This window comes from Streptomyces sp. NPDC102278 (genome assembly GCF_044766345.1).
Lineage (GTDB): Bacteria > Actinomycetota > Actinomycetes > Streptomycetales > Streptomycetaceae > Streptomyces.
This window is the reverse complement of the sequence record NZ_JBIWLV010000006.1, coordinates 357,840-374,914: the sequence shown is the minus strand read 5'-3', so window position 1 is coordinate 374,914 and position 17,075 is coordinate 357,840. Positions and strand designations below refer to the sequence as shown.

14 protein-coding genes are annotated in these 17,075 nt (G+C 71.8%); 13 read left to right on the top strand and 1 reads right to left on the bottom strand.

Annotated features, from left to right (window positions below; genetic code table 11):
• Positions 1 to 32: 32 nt before the first annotated feature.
• The gene (locus ACIRO3_RS18540; protein ID WP_361775566.1) at positions 33 to 1,838 is read right to left on the bottom strand and encodes a glycoside hydrolase family 15 protein; all 1,806 of its coding nucleotides are present in this window, start codon (positions 1,836 to 1,838) and stop codon (positions 33 to 35) included.
• Between the two features lie 506 nt (positions 1,839 to 2,344).
• On the opposite strand from ACIRO3_RS18540, the gene ACIRO3_RS18535 reads away from it, so the two are divergent.
• From ACIRO3_RS18535 to ACIRO3_RS18475, 13 genes are all read left to right on the top strand, one after another.
• On the top strand, positions 2,345 to 3,982 hold the full coding sequence (locus ACIRO3_RS18535; RefSeq protein WP_361775563.1) for a CTP synthase: 1,638 nt from the start codon (positions 2,345 to 2,347) through the stop codon (positions 3,980 to 3,982).
• A 106-nt stretch (positions 3,983 to 4,088) separates the two neighbouring features.
• Positions 4,089 to 4,718, top strand: a complete 630-nt coding sequence (locus ACIRO3_RS18530) for an NUDIX domain-containing protein (RefSeq protein WP_404137810.1) — start codon at positions 4,089 to 4,091, stop codon at positions 4,716 to 4,718.
• A gap of 205 nt (positions 4,719 to 4,923) precedes the next feature.
• Positions 4,924 to 6,888, top strand: coding sequence for a tetratricopeptide repeat protein (locus tag ACIRO3_RS18525; RefSeq protein ID WP_365999425.1), 1,965 nt, complete (start codon positions 4,924 to 4,926; stop codon positions 6,886 to 6,888).
• Positions 6,889 to 7,040: 152 nt separating this feature from the next.
• The gene (gene ald / locus ACIRO3_RS18520; RefSeq protein WP_361775557.1) at positions 7,041 to 8,156 is read left to right on the top strand and encodes an alanine dehydrogenase; all 1,116 of its coding nucleotides are present in this window, start codon (positions 7,041 to 7,043) and stop codon (positions 8,154 to 8,156) included.
• A 368-nt stretch (positions 8,157 to 8,524) separates the two neighbouring features.
• The gene (locus ACIRO3_RS18515) at positions 8,525 to 9,643 is read left to right on the top strand and encodes a ParA family protein (protein WP_361775554.1); all 1,119 of its coding nucleotides are present in this window, start codon (positions 8,525 to 8,527) and stop codon (positions 9,641 to 9,643) included.
• Positions 9,628 to 10,134: a hypothetical protein gene (locus ACIRO3_RS18510; protein ID WP_365999426.1), complete on the top strand. Its 507-nt coding sequence runs from the start codon at positions 9,628 to 9,630 to the stop codon at positions 10,132 to 10,134. The genes ACIRO3_RS18515 and ACIRO3_RS18510 overlap by 16 nt, the downstream gene beginning before the upstream one ends.
• A 101-nt stretch (positions 10,135 to 10,235) precedes the next feature.
• The gene (locus tag ACIRO3_RS18505) at positions 10,236 to 11,363 is read left to right on the top strand and encodes a segregation/condensation protein A (protein ID WP_404137750.1); all 1,128 of its coding nucleotides are present in this window, start codon (positions 10,236 to 10,238) and stop codon (positions 11,361 to 11,363) included.
• Positions 11,360 to 11,989: an SMC-Scp complex subunit ScpB gene (gene scpB, locus ACIRO3_RS18500; protein ID WP_404137748.1), complete on the top strand. Its 630-nt coding sequence runs from the start codon at positions 11,360 to 11,362 to the stop codon at positions 11,987 to 11,989. The genes ACIRO3_RS18505 and scpB overlap by 4 nt, the downstream gene beginning before the upstream one ends.
• Entirely contained in the window at positions 11,989 to 13,434 is a 1,446-nt protein-coding gene (locus ACIRO3_RS18495; protein WP_404137745.1) for a pseudouridine synthase, read from the top strand. Before scpB ends, ACIRO3_RS18495 begins: the two co-directional genes overlap by 1 nt.
• 158 nt (positions 13,435 to 13,592) lie before the next feature.
• Positions 13,593 to 14,234 (top strand): nicotinamide riboside transporter PnuC, encoded by a 642-nt coding sequence (pnuC, locus tag ACIRO3_RS18490; RefSeq protein WP_404137741.1) that lies wholly within the window; start codon positions 13,593 to 13,595, stop codon positions 14,232 to 14,234.
• Positions 14,231 to 15,325, top strand: coding sequence for an AAA family ATPase (locus ACIRO3_RS18485; RefSeq protein ID WP_404137739.1), 1,095 nt, complete (start codon positions 14,231 to 14,233; stop codon positions 15,323 to 15,325). Before pnuC ends, ACIRO3_RS18485 begins: the two co-directional genes overlap by 4 nt.
• Entirely contained in the window at positions 15,322 to 16,053 is a 732-nt protein-coding gene (locus tag ACIRO3_RS18480) for an NUDIX hydrolase (protein ID WP_404137736.1), read from the top strand. Before ACIRO3_RS18485 ends, ACIRO3_RS18480 begins: the two co-directional genes overlap by 4 nt.
• Positions 16,050 to 17,072: an ADP-ribosylglycohydrolase family protein gene (locus tag ACIRO3_RS18475; protein WP_404137733.1), complete on the top strand. Its 1,023-nt coding sequence runs from the start codon at positions 16,050 to 16,052 to the stop codon at positions 17,070 to 17,072. Before ACIRO3_RS18480 ends, ACIRO3_RS18475 begins: the two co-directional genes overlap by 4 nt.
• Positions 17,073 to 17,075: the final 3 nt, after the last annotated feature.

Below are 17,075 nucleotides of genomic sequence, written 5' to 3'. Positions count from 1 at the left end.
CGCGTTCACGGCGCCGGCGGGACGGTCCCGCGTCAGCCCCCGTACGCCCCGCTCGCCGTCAGGCGCAGCGCGGTGTCGATCAACGGGACGTGGCTGAAGGCCTGCGGGAAGTTGCCGACCTGACGCTGGAGCTTGGGGTCCCACTCCTCGGCGAGCAGCCCCAGGTCGTTGCGGAGCGACAGCAGCTTCTCGAAGAGCCGGCGGGCCTCGTCGACCCGGCCGATCATCGCGAGGTCGTCGGCCATCCAGAACGAGCAGGCGAGGAAGGCGCCCTCGTCGCCCTCCAGGCCGTCCACGCCGCATTCCTCGCCGGCCGTCGGGTAGCGCAGGATGAAGCCGTCGGGGGTCGACAGCTCGCGTTGGATCGCCTCGATGGTGCCGATGACCCGCTTGTCGTCCGGTGGAAGGAAGCCCATCTGTGGGATCAGCAGCAGCGACGCGTCCAGTTCCTTCGACCCGTACGACTGGGTGAAGGTGTTGCGGTCCTTGTCGTAGCCCTTCTCGCACACGTCCGCGTGGATCTCGTCCCGCAGTTCGCGCCACCGCTCCAGCGGGCCGTCCGCGTCACCGCTCTCGATCAGCTTGATCGTGCGGTCCACGGCCACCCACGCCATCACCTTCGAGTGCACGAAGTGGCGGCGCGGGCCGCGCACCTCCCAGATGCCCTCGTCCGGCTCGTTCCAGTGGGTCTCCAGGTAGCGGATGAGCTTCAGTTGGAGCAGCGAGGCGTAGTCGTTGCGGGCCAGGCCCGTCATGTGCCCCAGGTGCAGGGCCTCGGTGACCTCGCCGTACACGTCGAGCTGGAGCTGGTGGGCGGCGCCGTTGCCGACCCGCACCGGCTGGGAGTTCTCGTAGCCCGGCAGCCAGTCCAGTTCGGTCTCGCCCAGTTCCCGTTCGCCCGCGATCCCGTACATGATCTGCAGGTTCTCGGGGTCGCCGGCCACCGCGCGCAGCAGCCAGTCCCGCCAGGCGGAGGCCTCGTCGCGGTAGCCGGTGCGCAGCAGCGAGGACAGGGTGATGGCGGCGTCGCGCAGCCACGTGTACCGGTAGTCCCAGTTGCGGCTGCCGCCGATCTCCTCCGGCAGGGAGGTGGTCGGCGCGGCGACGATCCCGCCCGTGGGCCCGTACGTCAGGGCCTTGAGCGTGATCAGGGAGCGGACCACGGCTTCCCGGTACGGGCCGTGGTAGGTGCACTGGTCCACCCACTCGCGCCAGAAGTCGGTGGTGACCCCCAGCGCCTCCTCGGCGTCCGGCGCCTCGGGGGCGCCCCGGTGCGAGGCCTGCCAGCTGATGGCGAAGGCCACCCGGTCGCCGGGACCGACGGTGAAGTCGGAGTACGTCGTCAGGTCCTTGCCGTAGGTCTGCGCGTCGGTGTCCAGCCAGACCGAGTCCGGGCCGGAGACGGCCACCGTACGGCCGTCCACCTTGTGCACCCAGGGCACGATCCGTCCGTAGCTGAAGCGCATCCGCAGCGCCGAGCGCATCGGGACGCGCCCGCTGACGCCCTCCACGACGCGGATCAACTGCGGTGCGTGATCCTCGCGGGGAGGCATGAAGTCGATGACACGGACGGTCCCCCTCGGGGTGTCCCACTCGGATTCGAGCACCAGGGAGTCACCGCGATAGCGCCGGCGGTCGGCCCGCGGGGCCGGGGTGCCGGACGGGACCGCGGGGCCGACCCGCCAGAACCCGTGTTCCTCGGTGCCGAGAATGCTCGCGAAGACGGCATGGGAATCGAACCGTGGCAGGCACAACCAGTCCACGGCTCCGTCCCTGCAGACCAACGCAGCGGTCTGCATGTCCCCGATCAGTGCGTAATCCTCGATGCGCCCGGACACGTTGCATCTCCAGTCGAACGGCCACGTCCGCCCCTGAGGGCGCTTGCATTGCGCGGTTGCGCGGTCTCCGTGTGTGTAGGGATCCCCGCGTAGAGTCCATGATTCCGGAACCGGCGTGGTTACACCGTAGGCCGGACTGCTCGGCGGCGATGTGCAGCGATATTCGAGCAGGATATGACGGCACCCTAGTGATCTCCTTAAGTCTCGGGACAATGCGGCTCGCCCGAACGGGTGACCTGCGCAAATGCCGGAGCCACGGGTGTGGCGCACGTCGCACGGAACGCCCCGACCGCGTCGCCGGAGGCGGACCGGCCCGGGCGCTGATAGGCTGGTACCCCGTGGACCGGTGGTCTGCCTGTGCGAATCAGGAGCCCCGAAACCGCAGCTTCGGCGCCCCCTGAGACCCTTCCGGTTCGACGGTGGCCGGCGCCGGACGCACCTCACCTCGCGACCACGGGAGCCCCCTCTTGGCGACGCCGCCCGCTGCTTTTCGAAACAGCACAGCCATGACGACCAAGCACATCTTCGTCACCGGGGGTGTCGCTTCGTCCCTCGGCAAGGGCCTGACGGCCTCCAGCCTGGGTGCGCTGCTGAAGGCGCGCGGCCTGCGGGTCACGATGCAGAAGCTCGACCCCTACCTGAACGTCGACCCCGGCACGATGAACCCCTTCCAGCACGGTGAGGTGTTCGTCACCAACGACGGCGCCGAGACCGACCTGGACATCGGCCACTACGAGCGCTTCCTCGACGTCGATCTCGACGGCTCGGCGAACGTCACGACCGGCCAGGTCTACTCGCAGGTGATCGCCAAGGAGCGGCGCGGCGAGTACCTCGGTGACACCGTGCAGGTCATCCCGCACATCACCAACGAGATCAAGCACCGCATCCGCCGCATGGCGACCGCGGACGTCGACGTGGTCATCACCGAGGTCGGCGGCACCGTCGGCGACATCGAGTCGCTGCCGTTCCTGGAGACCGTCCGCCAGGTCCGTCACGAGGTCGGCCGCGACAACGTCTTCGTCGTGCACATCTCGCTGCTGCCCTACATCGGGCCCTCCGGCGAGCTGAAGACCAAGCCGACCCAGCACTCGGTCGCGGCCCTGCGCAACATCGGCATCCAGCCCGATGCGATCGTGCTGCGCGCCGACCGCGAGGTCCCGACCTCCATCAAGCGCAAGATCTCGCTGATGTGCGACGTCGACGAGGCCGCCGTGGTCGCCGCGATCGACGCCAAGTCGATCTACGACATTCCGAAGGTGCTGCACACCGAGGGCCTGGACGCCTACGTCGTCCGCAAGCTCGACCTGCCCTTCCGCGACGTCAACTGGACCGTCTGGGAGGACCTCCTGGACCGGGTCCACAACCCCGACCACGAGGTCAAGGTCGCGCTCGTCGGCAAGTACATCGACCTGCCCGACGCCTACCTCTCGGTGACCGAGGCGCTGCGCGCCGGCGGGTTCGCCAACAAGGCCCGCGTGCAGATCAAGTGGGTCGCCTCCGACGACTGCAAGACCCCGGCCGGCGCGGCCGCGGTACTCGGCGACGTGGACGCGATCTGCGTTCCCGGCGGCTTCGGGGACCGCGGTGTCAACGGCAAGGTCGGCGCGATCACCTACGCCCGCGAGAACCGGATCCCGCTGCTGGGCCTGTGTCTGGGCCTGCAGTGCGTGGTCATCGAGGCCGCGCGCAACCTGGCGGGCATCGAGGACGCCAACTCCACCGAGTTCGACGCCTCGACCGCGCACCCGGTCATCTCGACCATGGAGGAGCAGCTGGCCTTCGTCGAGGGCGCGGGCGACCTGGGCGGCACCATGCGCCTCGGCCTGTACCCGGCGAAGCTCGCCGAGGGCTCCATCGTCCGCGAGGTCTACGGCGACGAGGCCTACGTGGACGAGCGTCACCGCCACCGCTACGAGGTGAACAACGCCTACCGCGGCGAGCTGGAGAAGAAGGCCGGGCTGGTCTTCTCGGGCGTGTCCCCCGACAACAAGCTCGTCGAGTACGTGGAGTACCCGCGCGAGGTGCACCCCTACCTGGTCGCCACCCAGGCGCACCCGGAGCTCCGCTCCCGCCCGACCCGGCCGCACCCGCTGTTCGCGGGTCTGGTCAAGGCCGCGGTGGAGCGCCAGCAGTCGGCCAAGTGAGCCTGCCGGGCCCGAGGGCCTGACCGCATAACGTAGACAGCCGGGGTACGGAGATCCGTACCCCGGCTGTCGCGCGTTGTGGAGGACATTCGGCATGGGCATCGACATCGAGATCAAGGACAGCTCGGAATCCTGGGAGACGGTCTCGACCCGGCGGCCTTTCGAGGGCGCGAAGACGGCGGTGAACTCCGACGTGGTCCGGATGCCGGACGGCGCCACCGTCCGTCGGGACTACCAGGTGCACCCGGGGTCGGTGTGCGTACTGGCGCTGGACGAGGCCGGACAGGTGCTCGTGCTGCGGCAGTACCGGCACCCGGTGCGCCGCAAGCTGTGGGAGCTGCCGGCCGGGCTGCTCGACGTACCGGGGGAGAACCCGCTGCACGCGGCGCAGCGGGAGCTGTACGAAGAGGCGCACGTCAAGGCCGACGACTGGCGGGTGCTGGTGGACTTCTTCGCCTCGCCCGGCGGCTCGGACGAGGCGATCCGGGTGTTCCTGGCCCGGGACCTGGCGGAGGCGGAGGGCGCCCGCTTCGAGATGTCGGAGGAGGAGGCGGACATGCAGTTCGCCCGGGTCCCGCCGGCGGAGCTGGTACGCGGGGTGCTGGCCGGCGAGCTGACGAACCCCGGGCTGGTGGCGGGCGTGCTGGCCCTGAACGCGGCCCTCGCCGTCGAGGGCGGGCTGGACGTCCTGCGCCCGGCCGACGCGCCGTGGTCGGCGCGCCCCTACGAGGGGTAGCCGACCGGCGGCCGCCGCGCCGCCCCATCCGCGCCGCCGCCCCCGCGCCGCCCCGACCCGGGGCGGGGCGGCGGGGGGCCGATGGGGGGTCTGGTGTGACCATCGGCTGATCCGATCGGGCGATGTGCCCGCCGCGCTCCACACGGGTCGTCGCTCTGCGTGAACTACGCTCGGCAACCCTAAGGCAGGGAGAGGAGCGGATCCCGTGACGGATTTCGTCGGGCGGCGGCGTGAGCTCAAGGAGCTGCGCGAGGACATCGCACGGACCGGGCTCGACACCCTCTCGGGGCGCAAGGCGAAGGCGCCCCGCGCGAGGGTTCTGCTCGTCGCGGGTCGCCCCGGTTCGGGGCGCACGGCCCTGGCCGAGGCGTTCGTCCGCGAGGTGCGCGACGACTACCCCGACGGGGTCGTGAAGGTGAGGCTCACCACGCCCGGCGGGGAGACCGTCGCCACCGAACGGGCCGTCAGGACCCTGTTGGAGGGCCTCGGTCGCTCCACCCAGCCCGGGGCCGGCGAGGACGACCTCAGCTCCGAACTGCGCACGGCGCTGACCGGGCGGCGGGTCATCCTGCTCGTCGACGACGCCGCCGACCCGCACCAGGTCGACGCCCTGCTGCCGGACACCCCCGAGTGCCTGGTCGTGGTGACCGCCGAGGGGCCGCTGACCGGGATCCCGGACGTCCGCCCCTGCACCCTCGGAGGACTGGACACCCCCTCCGCCGTCCAGATGCTCGCGCACAGCATCGGGGACACCCGCATCACCGTGGACCCGCGCGCCGCCGAGACCCTCGCCGAGGAGTGCGGGGGCCAGCCCGCCGCGCTCGCCCTGGTCGGCGGATGGCTCGCCGCGCACCCGAAGGCCGCCGTGGCAGACGTGGCCAAGCAGCTCCACGACATGCCGCCCGGTACCAGCGGGCCGCTGGCCCGCTCCTTCCGGCTCGTCTACGAATCGCTGCCGCAGCCCGCCCAGCGCACCCTGAGGCTGCTTCCGCTCGCGCCCGCCGGGTTCATCGACTCGCACACGGCCTCCGCCCTGGCCGGCTGCTCCGTGGCCGCCGCGCAGTCCACCCTGGAGGACTTCGCCGGGCTGGGTCTCGTCCGGCACGCCTCCGACGGGCTGTTCCTGCTGCCGGGCTGCCTCGCGCCCCTGCTCCAGGCCCTGCTGGAGACCAAGGAGCGGCCGGCCGAGGTGCAGCTGGCCCGGGCCCGGATGCTGGAGCGGACCGTACGGCTGCTGACCTCCTGCCGGGCCATGGCCGAGGAGGACGAGGACCTCGTGCGGGAGCGGCTCGACGGACTGCCCCGCGCCCTCCGCTTCGCCGACCGGCGGGCCGCCGCCACCTGGCTGGACACCCGGCTGCCCGCCCTGTCCGCGTCGGCCGCCCTGGCGGTGGCGGACGGGGACCTGGACACCCTGGCCCGCCGGTTGGTCTCGGCCCTCGTACGGGCCCTCGCGGAGCACCGGGGGACCGAGGCGGCCGCCCCCGAGCTGTACGGGCTGCACCGTCTGGTCCTGGACGTCGCCGAGCGGCGCGACCTGTACCGGGAGCAGGCCGCCGCGCTGCTGAACCTCGCCGATCTGGACGCCGAGACCGGCCGCACCCACGAGGCGCTGGAGCGGTACCGGGCCGCCCTGGTCGCGGGAAAGGCGGCGAACGACCCGTACGCGACGGGCCGCGCGATGGAATCCGTAGGCGGCGCGTACCAGGAGCTGGCGGACTGGTACCGGGCCTCCGACTGGTTCGGTCGGGCCCTGACCCAGGCCCTCGCCCGGGGGGAGCGGGCGGACGAGGCCAGGCTGTACGGCCGGCTCGGCAACGTGCACACGTACGCGGGCCGGTACGGGGAGGCGCTGCGCAGTTGGCGGGCGGCCGCCGCCGGCTACCGGCGACTGGCCGATGTCCCGGGCCAGGCAAAGGCGTTGAGCGAGATGGCCCGGATCCAGGAGTACGCCGGACGACCCGAGGAGTCCCTGCACACCTGCCGTGAGGCGATCGAGTTGGCGCGCCGGGCCGGGGACCTGCGACTTCAGGCCGCGCTGCAGGTGCGGTTGGCCGACACGCTGGACAGGCTGGGCGACCCCGCGGCTGCCAGGCTGCACCGGTCCGCAGCCGACAGATTGCTGGGAGATGACCCCGCTGCCTGCGAAATCCGTAGTGATTCCGACTGAGATTATTTGTTTGCAAGGCTAGACAGCGACTCATCCTTCATTAGACTGGCTCCACCACGTCATCTCGTGGTGCATCCCGTTGCGCGTTCTTGTGAGCGGGTATGTATGGAAGTGACCCGAAAAATCCCCTGAGCCAAGGACCGTGATCGACGATGAAGGTCGGCATCCCCCGCGAGGTCAAGAACAACGAGTTCCGGGTCGCCATCACGCCCGCCGGCGTGCATGAGCTGGTCCGCAACGGCCACCAGGTCTTCGTCGAGCAGAACGCCGGTGTCGGCTCCTCGATCACGGACGCGGAGTACGTCTCCGCCGGCGCCGAGATCCTCGGCACCGCCGACGAGGTCTGGGCGACCGCGGACCTCCTGCTGAAGGTCAAGGAGCCGATCGCGGAGGAGTACCACCGCCTCCGCAAGGACCAGACCCTCTTCACCTACCTGCACCTGGCGGCCTCCCGCGAGTGCACGGACGCCCTCCTGGAGTCCGGCACCACCGCCATCGCGTACGAGACGGTCGAGCTCGCCAACCGCGCGCTCCCGCTGCTCGCCCCGATGTCCGAGGTCGCGGGCCGGCTGGCCCCGCAGGTCGGCGCCTACCACCTGATGCGCTCGGCCGGCGGCCGCGGCGTCCTGCCCGGCGGCGTCCCCGGCACCCACGCCGGCGAGTGCGTGGTCATCGGCGGCGGCGTCTCCGGCTGGAACGCGGCTCAGATCGCCATCGGCATGGGCTTCCACGTGACCCTGCTCGACAAGGACATCAACAAGCTCCGCGAGGCCGACAAGATCTTCGGTACGAAGATCAAGACGATCGTCTCCAACGCCTTCGAGCTGGAGAAGGCCGTCACCGAGGCCGACCTGGTCATCGGCGCGGTGCTGATCCCGGGTGCGAAGGCCCCGAAGCTGGTCACCAACGAGCTCGTCGCCAAGATGAAGCCCGGAAGTGTCCTTGTCGACATCGCGATCGACCAGGGCGGCTGCTTCGAGGACTCCCGCCCGACCACCCACGCCGAGCCGACCTTCCAGGTCCACAACTCGGTCTTCTACTGCGTCGCCAACATGCCGGGCGCGGTTCCGAACACCTCCACCTACGCCCTGACGAACGCGACCCTGCCGTACATCGTGCAGCTCGCGAACCTCGGCTGGGTCGAGGCGCTGCGCCGTGACGCGGCCCTCGGCCTGGGCCTCAACACCCATGACGGGCAGGTCGTTTACGGTCCCGTCGCCGACGCCCACGGTCTCCCGACGCTCCCGCTGAGCACGCTGCTCGGCTGAGCCGTCAACGACTGACGTCAATCTCACGTATCCGGCCGGACCTTGCTCGCGAGGTCCGGCCGGCCGCGTTTTCGGGGTGCGCGTCGAAGGCGCTCAACTCGCCTCGAACGTAACCCTTTAACCCTTTCGCACACCTGCGAAACTTCGCGGCGACAGCTCGTACGCCCTTGACAGAGTGGTGTTCGGTTGCCGACACAACGCGTCGGGTCCGGCGGATTGTGTTGCCGCTGGGTGGTGACACGCCATAGAGTCGCCAACCGTCGGCATGGTGCCACGCTGACCTATCGATAAGTGTCCTGGTCACGTCCGAGGAGGTAAGACGACTTGTGAATGAGTCGACATTTGCTCCTGGGGGTGGTCGAGCAGGAATGCCTGCGCGGGGCCAGGGCCCTGCCGGAATCGAACCTGTCGGCTCCGTCGCAGTCCGCACCTTCGCAAACCACCAGCACATGACGACGCCCCGAAACAGCATGGACGGCCTAGACGTGAACTCCAGGGCCGGCGACCTGAGCGGCGAAAAGCCCGTGGGTTTCGCCGACTACGAAAACGTGCCCGAAGGGCACTTCTACGACCCCGACGCGGAGTACGAGCCCGACCCCGAGTACGCGGCCACTCTCGCCCCCGACGCTGCCCGTCAGCGCCGTGAGCGGATCGGCCCGACCGGACGGCCGCTGCCGTACTTCCCGATCCCCGGTCCACTGACCGACCACGGTCCGGCGAAGATCATCGCGATGTGCAACCAGAAGGGCGGCGTGGGCAAGACCACGTCGACCATCAACCTGGGTGCCGCGCTCGCCGAGTACGGGCGCCGCGTGCTGCTCGTCGACTTCGACCCGCAGGGCGCGCTGTCCGTGGGTCTCGGCGTGAACCCGATGGAACTCGACCTGACGGTCTACAACCTGCTCATGGAGCGGGGCATGTCGGCCGACGAGGTGCTGCTGAAGACGGCGGTCCCCAACATGGACCTGCTGCCGAGCAACATCGACCTGTCCGCCGCCGAGGTGCAGTTGGTCAGTGAGGTCGCGCGCGAGTCCACGCTCCAGCGGGCCCTCAAGCCGCTGATGGCCGACTACGACTACATCGTGATCGACTGTCAGCCCTCGCTCGGCCTGCTGACCGTGAACGCCCTGACGGCGGCTCACAAGGTGATCGTCCCCCTGGAGTGCGAGTTCTTCGCGCTGCGCGGTGTGGCGTTGCTGACCGAGACCATCGAGAAGGTGCAGGAGCGGCTCAACCCGGAGCTGGAGCTCGACGGCATCCTCGCCACGATGTACGACTCCCGGACGGTGCACAGCCGTGAGGTGCTGGCGCGCGTCGTCGAGGCCTTCGACGACCACGTCTACCACACGGTCATCGGCCGGACGGTGCGCTTCCCGGAGACCACGGTCGCCGGCGAACCGATCACCACGTACGCCTCCAACTCCGTCGGCGCCGCCGCCTACCGCCAGCTGGCCAGGGAGGTGCTCGCCCGGTGTCCCGCCGAGTGAGTCTGCCCGGAGCCGACGAACTGTTCCGTACGACCGGGGGGATGGCGCTGCAGTCGTCCTCGCCGCGACGGGGCGTCGAGGAGTCCGCGGGCGGCTCGGCGCAGTCGGAACACTCGGCGAACGCGGCGGAGGGCACGGCGGAGGGGCGCGGCCGGGAAACCGGCGAGCCGGCGGTGGGCGCGCAGCGCCGGCCGCAGGAAGGTTCTGCCACCGCCGCCGCCGGGGCGTCCGCGCCCCGGCGCGGCAAGGGGCAGGGCCGGGGCGCCAACCGGCGGCCGAGCGGGCGCGAACGGCACGACGAGAAGATCACGGTCTACGTCTCCGCGGAGGAGCTCATGGACCTGGAGCACGCGCGACTGGTGCTGCGCGGGGAGCACGGCCTCGCCGTCGACCGCGGCCGCATCGTCCGCGAGGCGGTCGCCGTGGTCCTCGCGGACCTGGAGTCCCGGGGCGACGCGAGCATCCTCGTACGGAGACTGCGCGGGCGCTGACCGGCGCCTGACGCGAGGGCGAGGGCCGGCCCGCTAACGTCGCCTCGGCGGCACCGCAGTGCCGGCCCGTCCGTACCGCCCTCGCACCACCCTGGACCTCGATGCCCCCTCCCGCCGAACCCGATCGCCCCGCCCGCCGTCACCTGGGCCGCGGCCCGGGCGCCCCCGCCACGGGGGTACCGGGGAAGCGGGAGCCACAGGGCGGGGAGCCGGCCCCCGTACCGCCCGAGACGCCCACAGGGCCCCAGGAGGGCCCCGAGACCCCCTCCCGCGCCTCGGAGGCCCCCGAGGTGCCCCAGGAGCCCTCAGGGGCCACCGAGGGCGTTCAGGTCGCGCCCGGGACGCCCGACGTGGCGTCCGTCGGAGCGCCGGCCGAAACCTCAGCCGAGACATCCGTCGGAGCGTCGGCCGTGGCGCCGCCGGCCGACGCGGGCGACGGGCGTTTCACGCTGCGGCTGGCGAACTTCGAGGGCCCCTTCGACCTGCTGCTCCAGTTGATCTCCCGACACAAGCTCGATGTGACCGAGGTCGCGCTGTCCGAGGTCACCGACGAGTTCATGGCGCACATCCGTGCCATGGGACCCGACTGGGACCTGGACCAGACCACCGAGTTCCTCGTCGTGGCCGCCACCCTGCTCGACCTGAAGGCCGCCCGACTGCTGCCCGCCGCCGAGGTCGAGGACGAGGCCGACCTGGCGCTCCTGGAAGCCCGGGACCTGCTCTTCGCCCGGCTCCTGCAGTACCGGGCGTACAAGCGGATCGCGGAGATCCTCGACCACCGGGCGCAGGACGAGGGCCTGCGGTACCCGCGCACCGTCGGACTGGAACCGCACATCGCGCAACTGCTGCCCGACGTGGTGATCAGCATCGGCGCGGACGGCCTCGCCCGGCTCGCCGTGCGGGCCATGCGGCCCCGGGCGGCACCACAGGTCTACGTGGACCACATCCACGCCCCGCTCGTCAGCGTCCGGGAACAGGCCGCACTGGTCGTCACGCTGCTCAAGGCCCGCGGGGAGGCCACCTTCGCGGAGCTCACGGAGGACGCCCCGGACACCCTCACCGTCGTGGCGCGGTTCCTGGCCCTGTTGGAGCTCTACCGGGAGAAGGCCGTGATCCTCGACCAGGAGGAGGCCCTGCGGACGCTCACCGTGCGCTGGAGCGGCGGGGACGGCGACGGGATGCCGACGGTGACGGACGAGTTCGATCAGATCGTGGAGGCGAAGGAATGACCGAGCCGGCGGAGCTGGCCCTCAAGGGCGCCCTGGAGGCCGTCCTCATGGTCGTCGACGAACCCGCGACCGAGGAACACCTGGCCAAGGTGTTGGAACGGACCCCGCGCGAGGTCGCCGTCGCCCTGCGGGAACTGGCCGACGAGTACACCGCCCAGGGACGCGGTTTCGAGCTGCGCCCGGTCGCCGGCGGATGGCGGTTCTACAGCCGCGCGGCCTTCGCGACGGCGGTGGAGGCCTTCGTGCTGGACGGCCGGCAGGCCCGGCTCACCCAGGCGGCGTTGGAGACCCTGGCGGTCGTCGCGTACCGCCAGCCGGTGAGCCGATCAAGGGTTTCGGCGGTCCGCGGAGTCAACTGCGACGGGGTCATGCGGACCCTCCTGCAGCGGGGTCTGGTGGCCGAGGCGGGGACGGAACCCGAAACAGGTGCGATCCTGTACAGGACGACGAACTACTTTCTGGAGCGGATGGGCCTGCGTGGCCTGGACGAGCTCCCGGAGCTCGCGCCCTTCCTCCCCGAGGCGGACGCGATCGAAGCCGAGACGCAAGAGGGTGTTCCGTCGTTCGATCCGGACGCACCAGATGCACCGGACTACTTTGAAGACGACAAGACGACGGAACTTTGATGCGAAGCAGCGGCAACGGCAACGGTGGCGGCAACAGGAACAGCGGCGGCGGTGGTGGCGGCGGGCGTGGTAACGCCCGCGGCGGCTCCCCCTCCGGCGGCGGTGGCTACCGCGGTGGCGGCTCCGGCGGTGGCAGCGGCTCCGGCGGCGGCCGCGGCGGCTCCTCCGGCGGCAGCTCCTCCGGCGGCGGCTACCGGGGCGGCGGCTCCGGCTCCTCCTCCGGCGGCGGCTACCGGGGCGGCTCCTCCGGCGGTTCGTCCGGTGGCGGCGGTCACCGCGGCGGCGGCTCCGGTGGCGGCAGCGGCTCCGGCGGCGGTTACCGCGGTGGCGGCTCCGGCGCGGGCGCCCCGCGCGACCGTGACCGCGACCAGGCCCCCCAGCGTCCCCGCAACCCCCGCCCCGAGGAGCGTCGCTACGACGTGGGCCCCGAGGGTGAGCGCAACGGTCGCGGTGGCGCCAAGGCGGGCGGCGGCGGTGCCCGCGGCGCAGCCGACGGCAACCGCGGCGGAGCCCGCGGCGACGCGGCCCGCGGTGGCGCCAAGGGCGGCCCCCGTACCTCCCGGACCCCCGGCATCGGCGGAGCGGGCGGCCCGCGCAGCGGCCCCGGCAGCCGCAGCGGCCAGTCGCGCCCCCGCGAGCTGGACGCGCGGATCGAGGAGCGCGTGCGCGACCGGTACGCCGACAAGCCCGTGATCAAGACCCCGAAGACCTTCCCGGGCGCCGAGGAGGAGGGGGAGCGTCTGCAGAAGGTGCTCGCCCGCGCCGGCATGGGTTCGCGACGTGCGTGCGAGGAGCTCATCGAGCAGGCCCGCGTCGAGGTCAACGGCGAGATCGTGCTGGAGCAGGGCAAGCGCGTCCAGCCGAAGGACGAGATCAAGGTGGACGGTCTGACCGTCGCCACCCAGTCGTACCTCTTCTTCGCGCTGAACAAGCCGGCCGGTGTCGTCTCCACCATGGAGGACCCCGACGGTCGCCAGTGCCTCGGCGACTACGTCACCAACCGTGAGACCCGTCTCTTCCACGTCGGCCGGCTCGACACCGAGACCGAGGGCATCATCCTGCTCACCAACCACGGTGAGCTGGCCCACCGCCTCACGCACCCGAAGTACGGCGTGAAGAAGACCTACGTCGCGGCCATCACCGGCCCGCTGCCCCGCGAGATCGGCAAGCGCCTCAAGGACGGCATCGAGCTGGAGGACGGCTACGCCCGCGCCGACCACTTCCGCGTCATCGACCAGCTCGGCAAGAACTACCTGGTCGAGGTGACCCTCCACGAGGGCCGCAAGCACATCGTCCGCCGCATGATGGCGGAGGCCGGCTTCCCCGTCGAGAAGCTCGTCCGGACCTCCTTCGGCCCGATCGAGCTCGGCGACCAGAAGTCCGGCTGGCTGCGCCGCCTGACCAACACCGAGGTCGGCATGCTCATGCGCGAGGTCGGTCTGTAGGACCCTCGCGCGGGGTCACCTCACCGGTGACCCCGCGCGCCTCCCGCCCCGTCCGTCGGGGCGGGGAACCCGCGGTGCCCTCAGGGCGCCGCGGGTTTTTGCTTGCCCGCGCACCCGATCCTGTTTATAGTCAACCTGACTATTAAGGGAGGGCCTCCGTGGGCTGGCAGACGAGTTGGACCGAGATCCTCGGGGCGGCCACCGGCGCCCTGTGCGTCTGGCTGGTGGCGCGACAACACATCGCCAACTGGCCCATCGGGATCGCGAACAACGTCTTCTTCATCGTGCTGTTCGCCCAGGCCGGCCTCTACGCCGACGCCGGGCTGCAGATCGTCTTCATCGCCCTCGCCGCGTACGGGTGGTGGTCCTGGACCCACGGGGGTGGACCAGGAACCGCCGAGGCCCTGCCGGTGCGCCGGACCACGGGCACCGAATGGGCCGCCCTGGCCGCGGCGGGGGCGGTGGGGGTGCTCGCCCTCACCCTGCTGTTGGACGGCGTCACCGACTCCACCGTCCCCTTCTGGGACGCGCTGGCCACCGGGCTCTCGCTCATGGCCACCTACGGGCAGTGCCGCAAGCTCCTGGAGTCCTGGTGGCTGTGGATCGCCACCGACCTCGTCTCCGTCCCGCTGTACGTCCACAAGGGCCTGTACGTGACGGCCGTGCTGTACGTCGGCTTCCTGACGCTGTGCGTGACCGGGCTGATCGGCTGGCGCCGCGCCCTGTCCGCGACCGAGGCGACGGACGGGACCGACGGGACCGGCGGCTCCCGCGGACGGACCCCGGCGGTGACGGCATGAGGCGCCACCGCCACGGGCTGGTGCTCGGCAAGTTCTACCCGCCGCACGCCGGCCACCACCACCTGGTGCGCACCGCCCAGGACCAGTGCGAACGCCTGACCGTGCTGGTGTGCGCGGCCTCCGTCGAATCGGTGCCGCTCGCCGACCGGATCGCGTGGATGCGCGAGGCCCACCCCGGGGCCCACGTCGTCGGCGCGGTCGACGACATCCCGGTCGACCTGCACGACCCGGCGATCTGGGACGCGCACATGGCGATCTTCCGCGGCGCCGTTCCCGGCCGCGTCGACGCCGTCTTCACGTCGGAGGAGTACGGGGCGGAACTCGCGCGGCGCTTCGGCGCCCAGGAGGTCTGCGTGGACCCGGCCCGCACGCTCTTCCCGGTGTCGGGGACGGCCGTGCGCGCGGACCCGGCCGCCTGCTGGGAGTTCCTGGGCCCCGCCGTACGGGCCGCCCTGACCCGGCGCGTGGTCGTCCTCGGCGCCGAGTCCACGGGCACCACCACGCTCTCGCGCGACCTGGCGACCCACTACCGCCGGCGCGGCGGCGTCTGGGCCGAGACGGGCTGGGTCGCCGAGTACGGGCGCCGGTACAGCGAGGAGAAGCTTGCGGCGGCGCGGGCGACGGACCCGACGGCCTCCTGGTCCGAGGTGTCCTTCGCGTCGCGGGAGTTCCCGGTCATCGCGCGCCGCCAGGACGCCGAGGAGGAACGGGCGGCCCGGCTCGGCTCGCCGGTGCTGTTCTGCGACACGGACTCCTTCGCGACCGGCATCTGGCACGAGCGGTACATGGGCGGCCGCAACGCCGAGGTCGAGGAGATCGCCTCCCGCACGCGGCGGGACCTGTACCTGCTGACCGACGACGTCGGCGTGCCCTTCGAGGACGACGGGCTGCGCGACGGACCGCACCTCAGGCCGTGGATGACCGGACGCTTCCGGGAGGAACTCGCCGCCACCGGCAAGCGCTTCCTGCTCGTGGGCGGGGACCGGGAGGCGCGGCTGGTCGCGGCCGTGGCCGCGGTCGACGAACTACTGGCCGAGGGATGGCGGTTCACGGACCCGTTGCCCGAGAACGTACGGGTGGGGAACCGATGACCACCGCATACGACCCCCACGCCTTCGAGCCGTTCGCGGTGACCGTCGACCTCGCCGTCTTCACCGTCCGCGCCGGACAACTGCACGTGCTGCTGATCCGGCGCGGCCAGGAACCGTACGCCGGCGCCTGGGCCCTGCCCGGCGGTTTCGTCCTGCCCCGCGAGTCCGCCGAGAGCGCCGCACGCCGCGAACTGGCCGAGGAGAGCGGCCTGTCCGACGTCGTGGTCGCCGCCCTGCACCTGGAACAACTGCGGACCTACAGCGAACCGGACCGCGACCCCCGCATGCGGGTGGTCTCGGTGGCCTTCACCGCCCTGGTCCCGGACATGCCGGAGCCGGCCGCGGAGGGCGGCGGCGACGCCGACCGGGCCCGCTGGGTGCCCGTGGGCGAGGTCGCCGGGCCGGCCTTCGACCACGCCGTCATCCTCGACGACGCGCGCGAGCGGATCGGTTCGAAGCTGGAGTACAGCTGCCTGGCCACGGCCTTCTGCCCCCCCGAGTTCACCCTCGGCGAGCTCCAGGCCGTCTACGAGACCGTCTGGGACACCGCCCTGGACCGCCCCAACTTCCGCCGCAAGGTCCTCGCCACCCCCGGCTTCGTCGAGGCCGTCGCGGGCGCCGCCCGCCTCACCGGCGGCCGCGGCAAGCCGGCCGCGCTGTACCGCTCCGGGCCGGCGACGGCCCTGCACCCGCCCCTGCTCCGCCCCTCGGAAGGACAGCCACGATGACCGTGACGACGAAGAAGCGCGCGGCGACCGGGGCCCTGCTCGGCCTCGCCCTGGGCGACGCCCTCGGCTTCCCCACGGAGTTCAACGACGTCCCGACGATCCTCTCCAAGACCGGACCCTGGCGGCAGATGGCCCTGCCCCGCCCGGCGATCGTCACCGACGACACCCAGATGACGCTGGCGCTGGCCCGCGGCATGCGCACCGCGGGGGAGCGGGGTCGCACAGGACCCCTGCGGCTGACCCGCCCCGTCCGGGAGGAGTTCGTCGAGTGGTACCACTCGCCGGAGAACAACCGGGCGCCGGGCAACACCTGCCTGCGCGCCTGCGAGCTCCTGGACCACCCCGAGCGGGACTGGCGCGACGCCAGCCAGATCGGCTCCAAGGGCTGCGGCGCGAACATGCGGGTGGCCCCGGTGGGCCTGGTGCCCGGCTGGACCGAGGAGGAGCGGGCCGGCGCGGCCCAGCTCCAGTCCGCCCTGACGCACGGCCACCCGACGGCCCTCGCGGCCTCCGACCTGACGGCCCGGGCCGTGTACCTGCTCGCCCGGGGAACCGAGGTGACGGGCCTGGTCGGGCAGTTGCGCTCGTACGCCCTGGAGAACCGCACCCGCTACCACGAGCACTGGCTGGGCGACCTGTGGACGCGCAGCACCTCCGACGCCACGGAGCGGACCTTCATGGCGCGGGGCTGGGACGAATGCCTGGGCGTCCTGGACCGGGTCGCCGCCGCGCTGAAGTCGCCCTCCCCGGAGACCGACCCCTGCCTGACCACCGGTGACGGCTGGATCGCGGAGGAGGCCTTCGCCACGGCCCTGCACTGCTTCCTGCTCTTCCCCGACGAGCCACTGACCGTCCTGCGCCGGGCCGCCTGCACCAAGGGCGACTCCGACTCCATCGCCTGTCTGGCCGGCGCCTTCGCGGGGGCCCACCTCGGCGCGGACGTCTGGCCCCGGGACTGGGAGGGCCGCATCGAGTACCGCGACGAACTCCTGGCCCTCGGCTCCCTCTGGGACGCCTGAACC

Bases quoted from the DNA above. Each gene is read 5' to 3' on its own strand.
- ACIRO3_RS18505 (WP_404137750.1), top strand. From the start codon at position 10,236: ATGCCCCCTCCCGCCGAACCCGATCGCCCCGCCCGCCGTCACCTGGGC.
- ACIRO3_RS18535 (WP_361775563.1), top strand. From the start codon at position 2,345: ATGACGACCAAGCACATCTTCGTCACCGGGGGTGTCGCTTCGTCCCTC.
- ACIRO3_RS18475 (WP_404137733.1), top strand. From the start codon at position 16,050: ATGACCGTGACGACGAAGAAGCGCGCGGCGACCGGGGCCCTGCTCGGC.
- ACIRO3_RS18515 (WP_361775554.1), top strand. From the start codon at position 8,525: ATGCCTGCGCGGGGCCAGGGCCCTGCCGGAATCGAACCTGTCGGCTCC.
- ACIRO3_RS18485 (WP_404137739.1), top strand. From the start codon at position 14,231: ATGAGGCGCCACCGCCACGGGCTGGTGCTCGGCAAGTTCTACCCGCCG.
- scpB (WP_404137748.1), top strand. From the start codon at position 11,360: ATGACCGAGCCGGCGGAGCTGGCCCTCAAGGGCGCCCTGGAGGCCGTC.
- ald (WP_361775557.1), top strand. From the start codon at position 7,041: ATGAAGGTCGGCATCCCCCGCGAGGTCAAGAACAACGAGTTCCGGGTC.
- ACIRO3_RS18495 (WP_404137745.1), top strand. From the start codon at position 11,989: ATGCGAAGCAGCGGCAACGGCAACGGTGGCGGCAACAGGAACAGCGGC.
- ACIRO3_RS18480 (WP_404137736.1), top strand. From the start codon at position 15,322: ATGACCACCGCATACGACCCCCACGCCTTCGAGCCGTTCGCGGTGACC.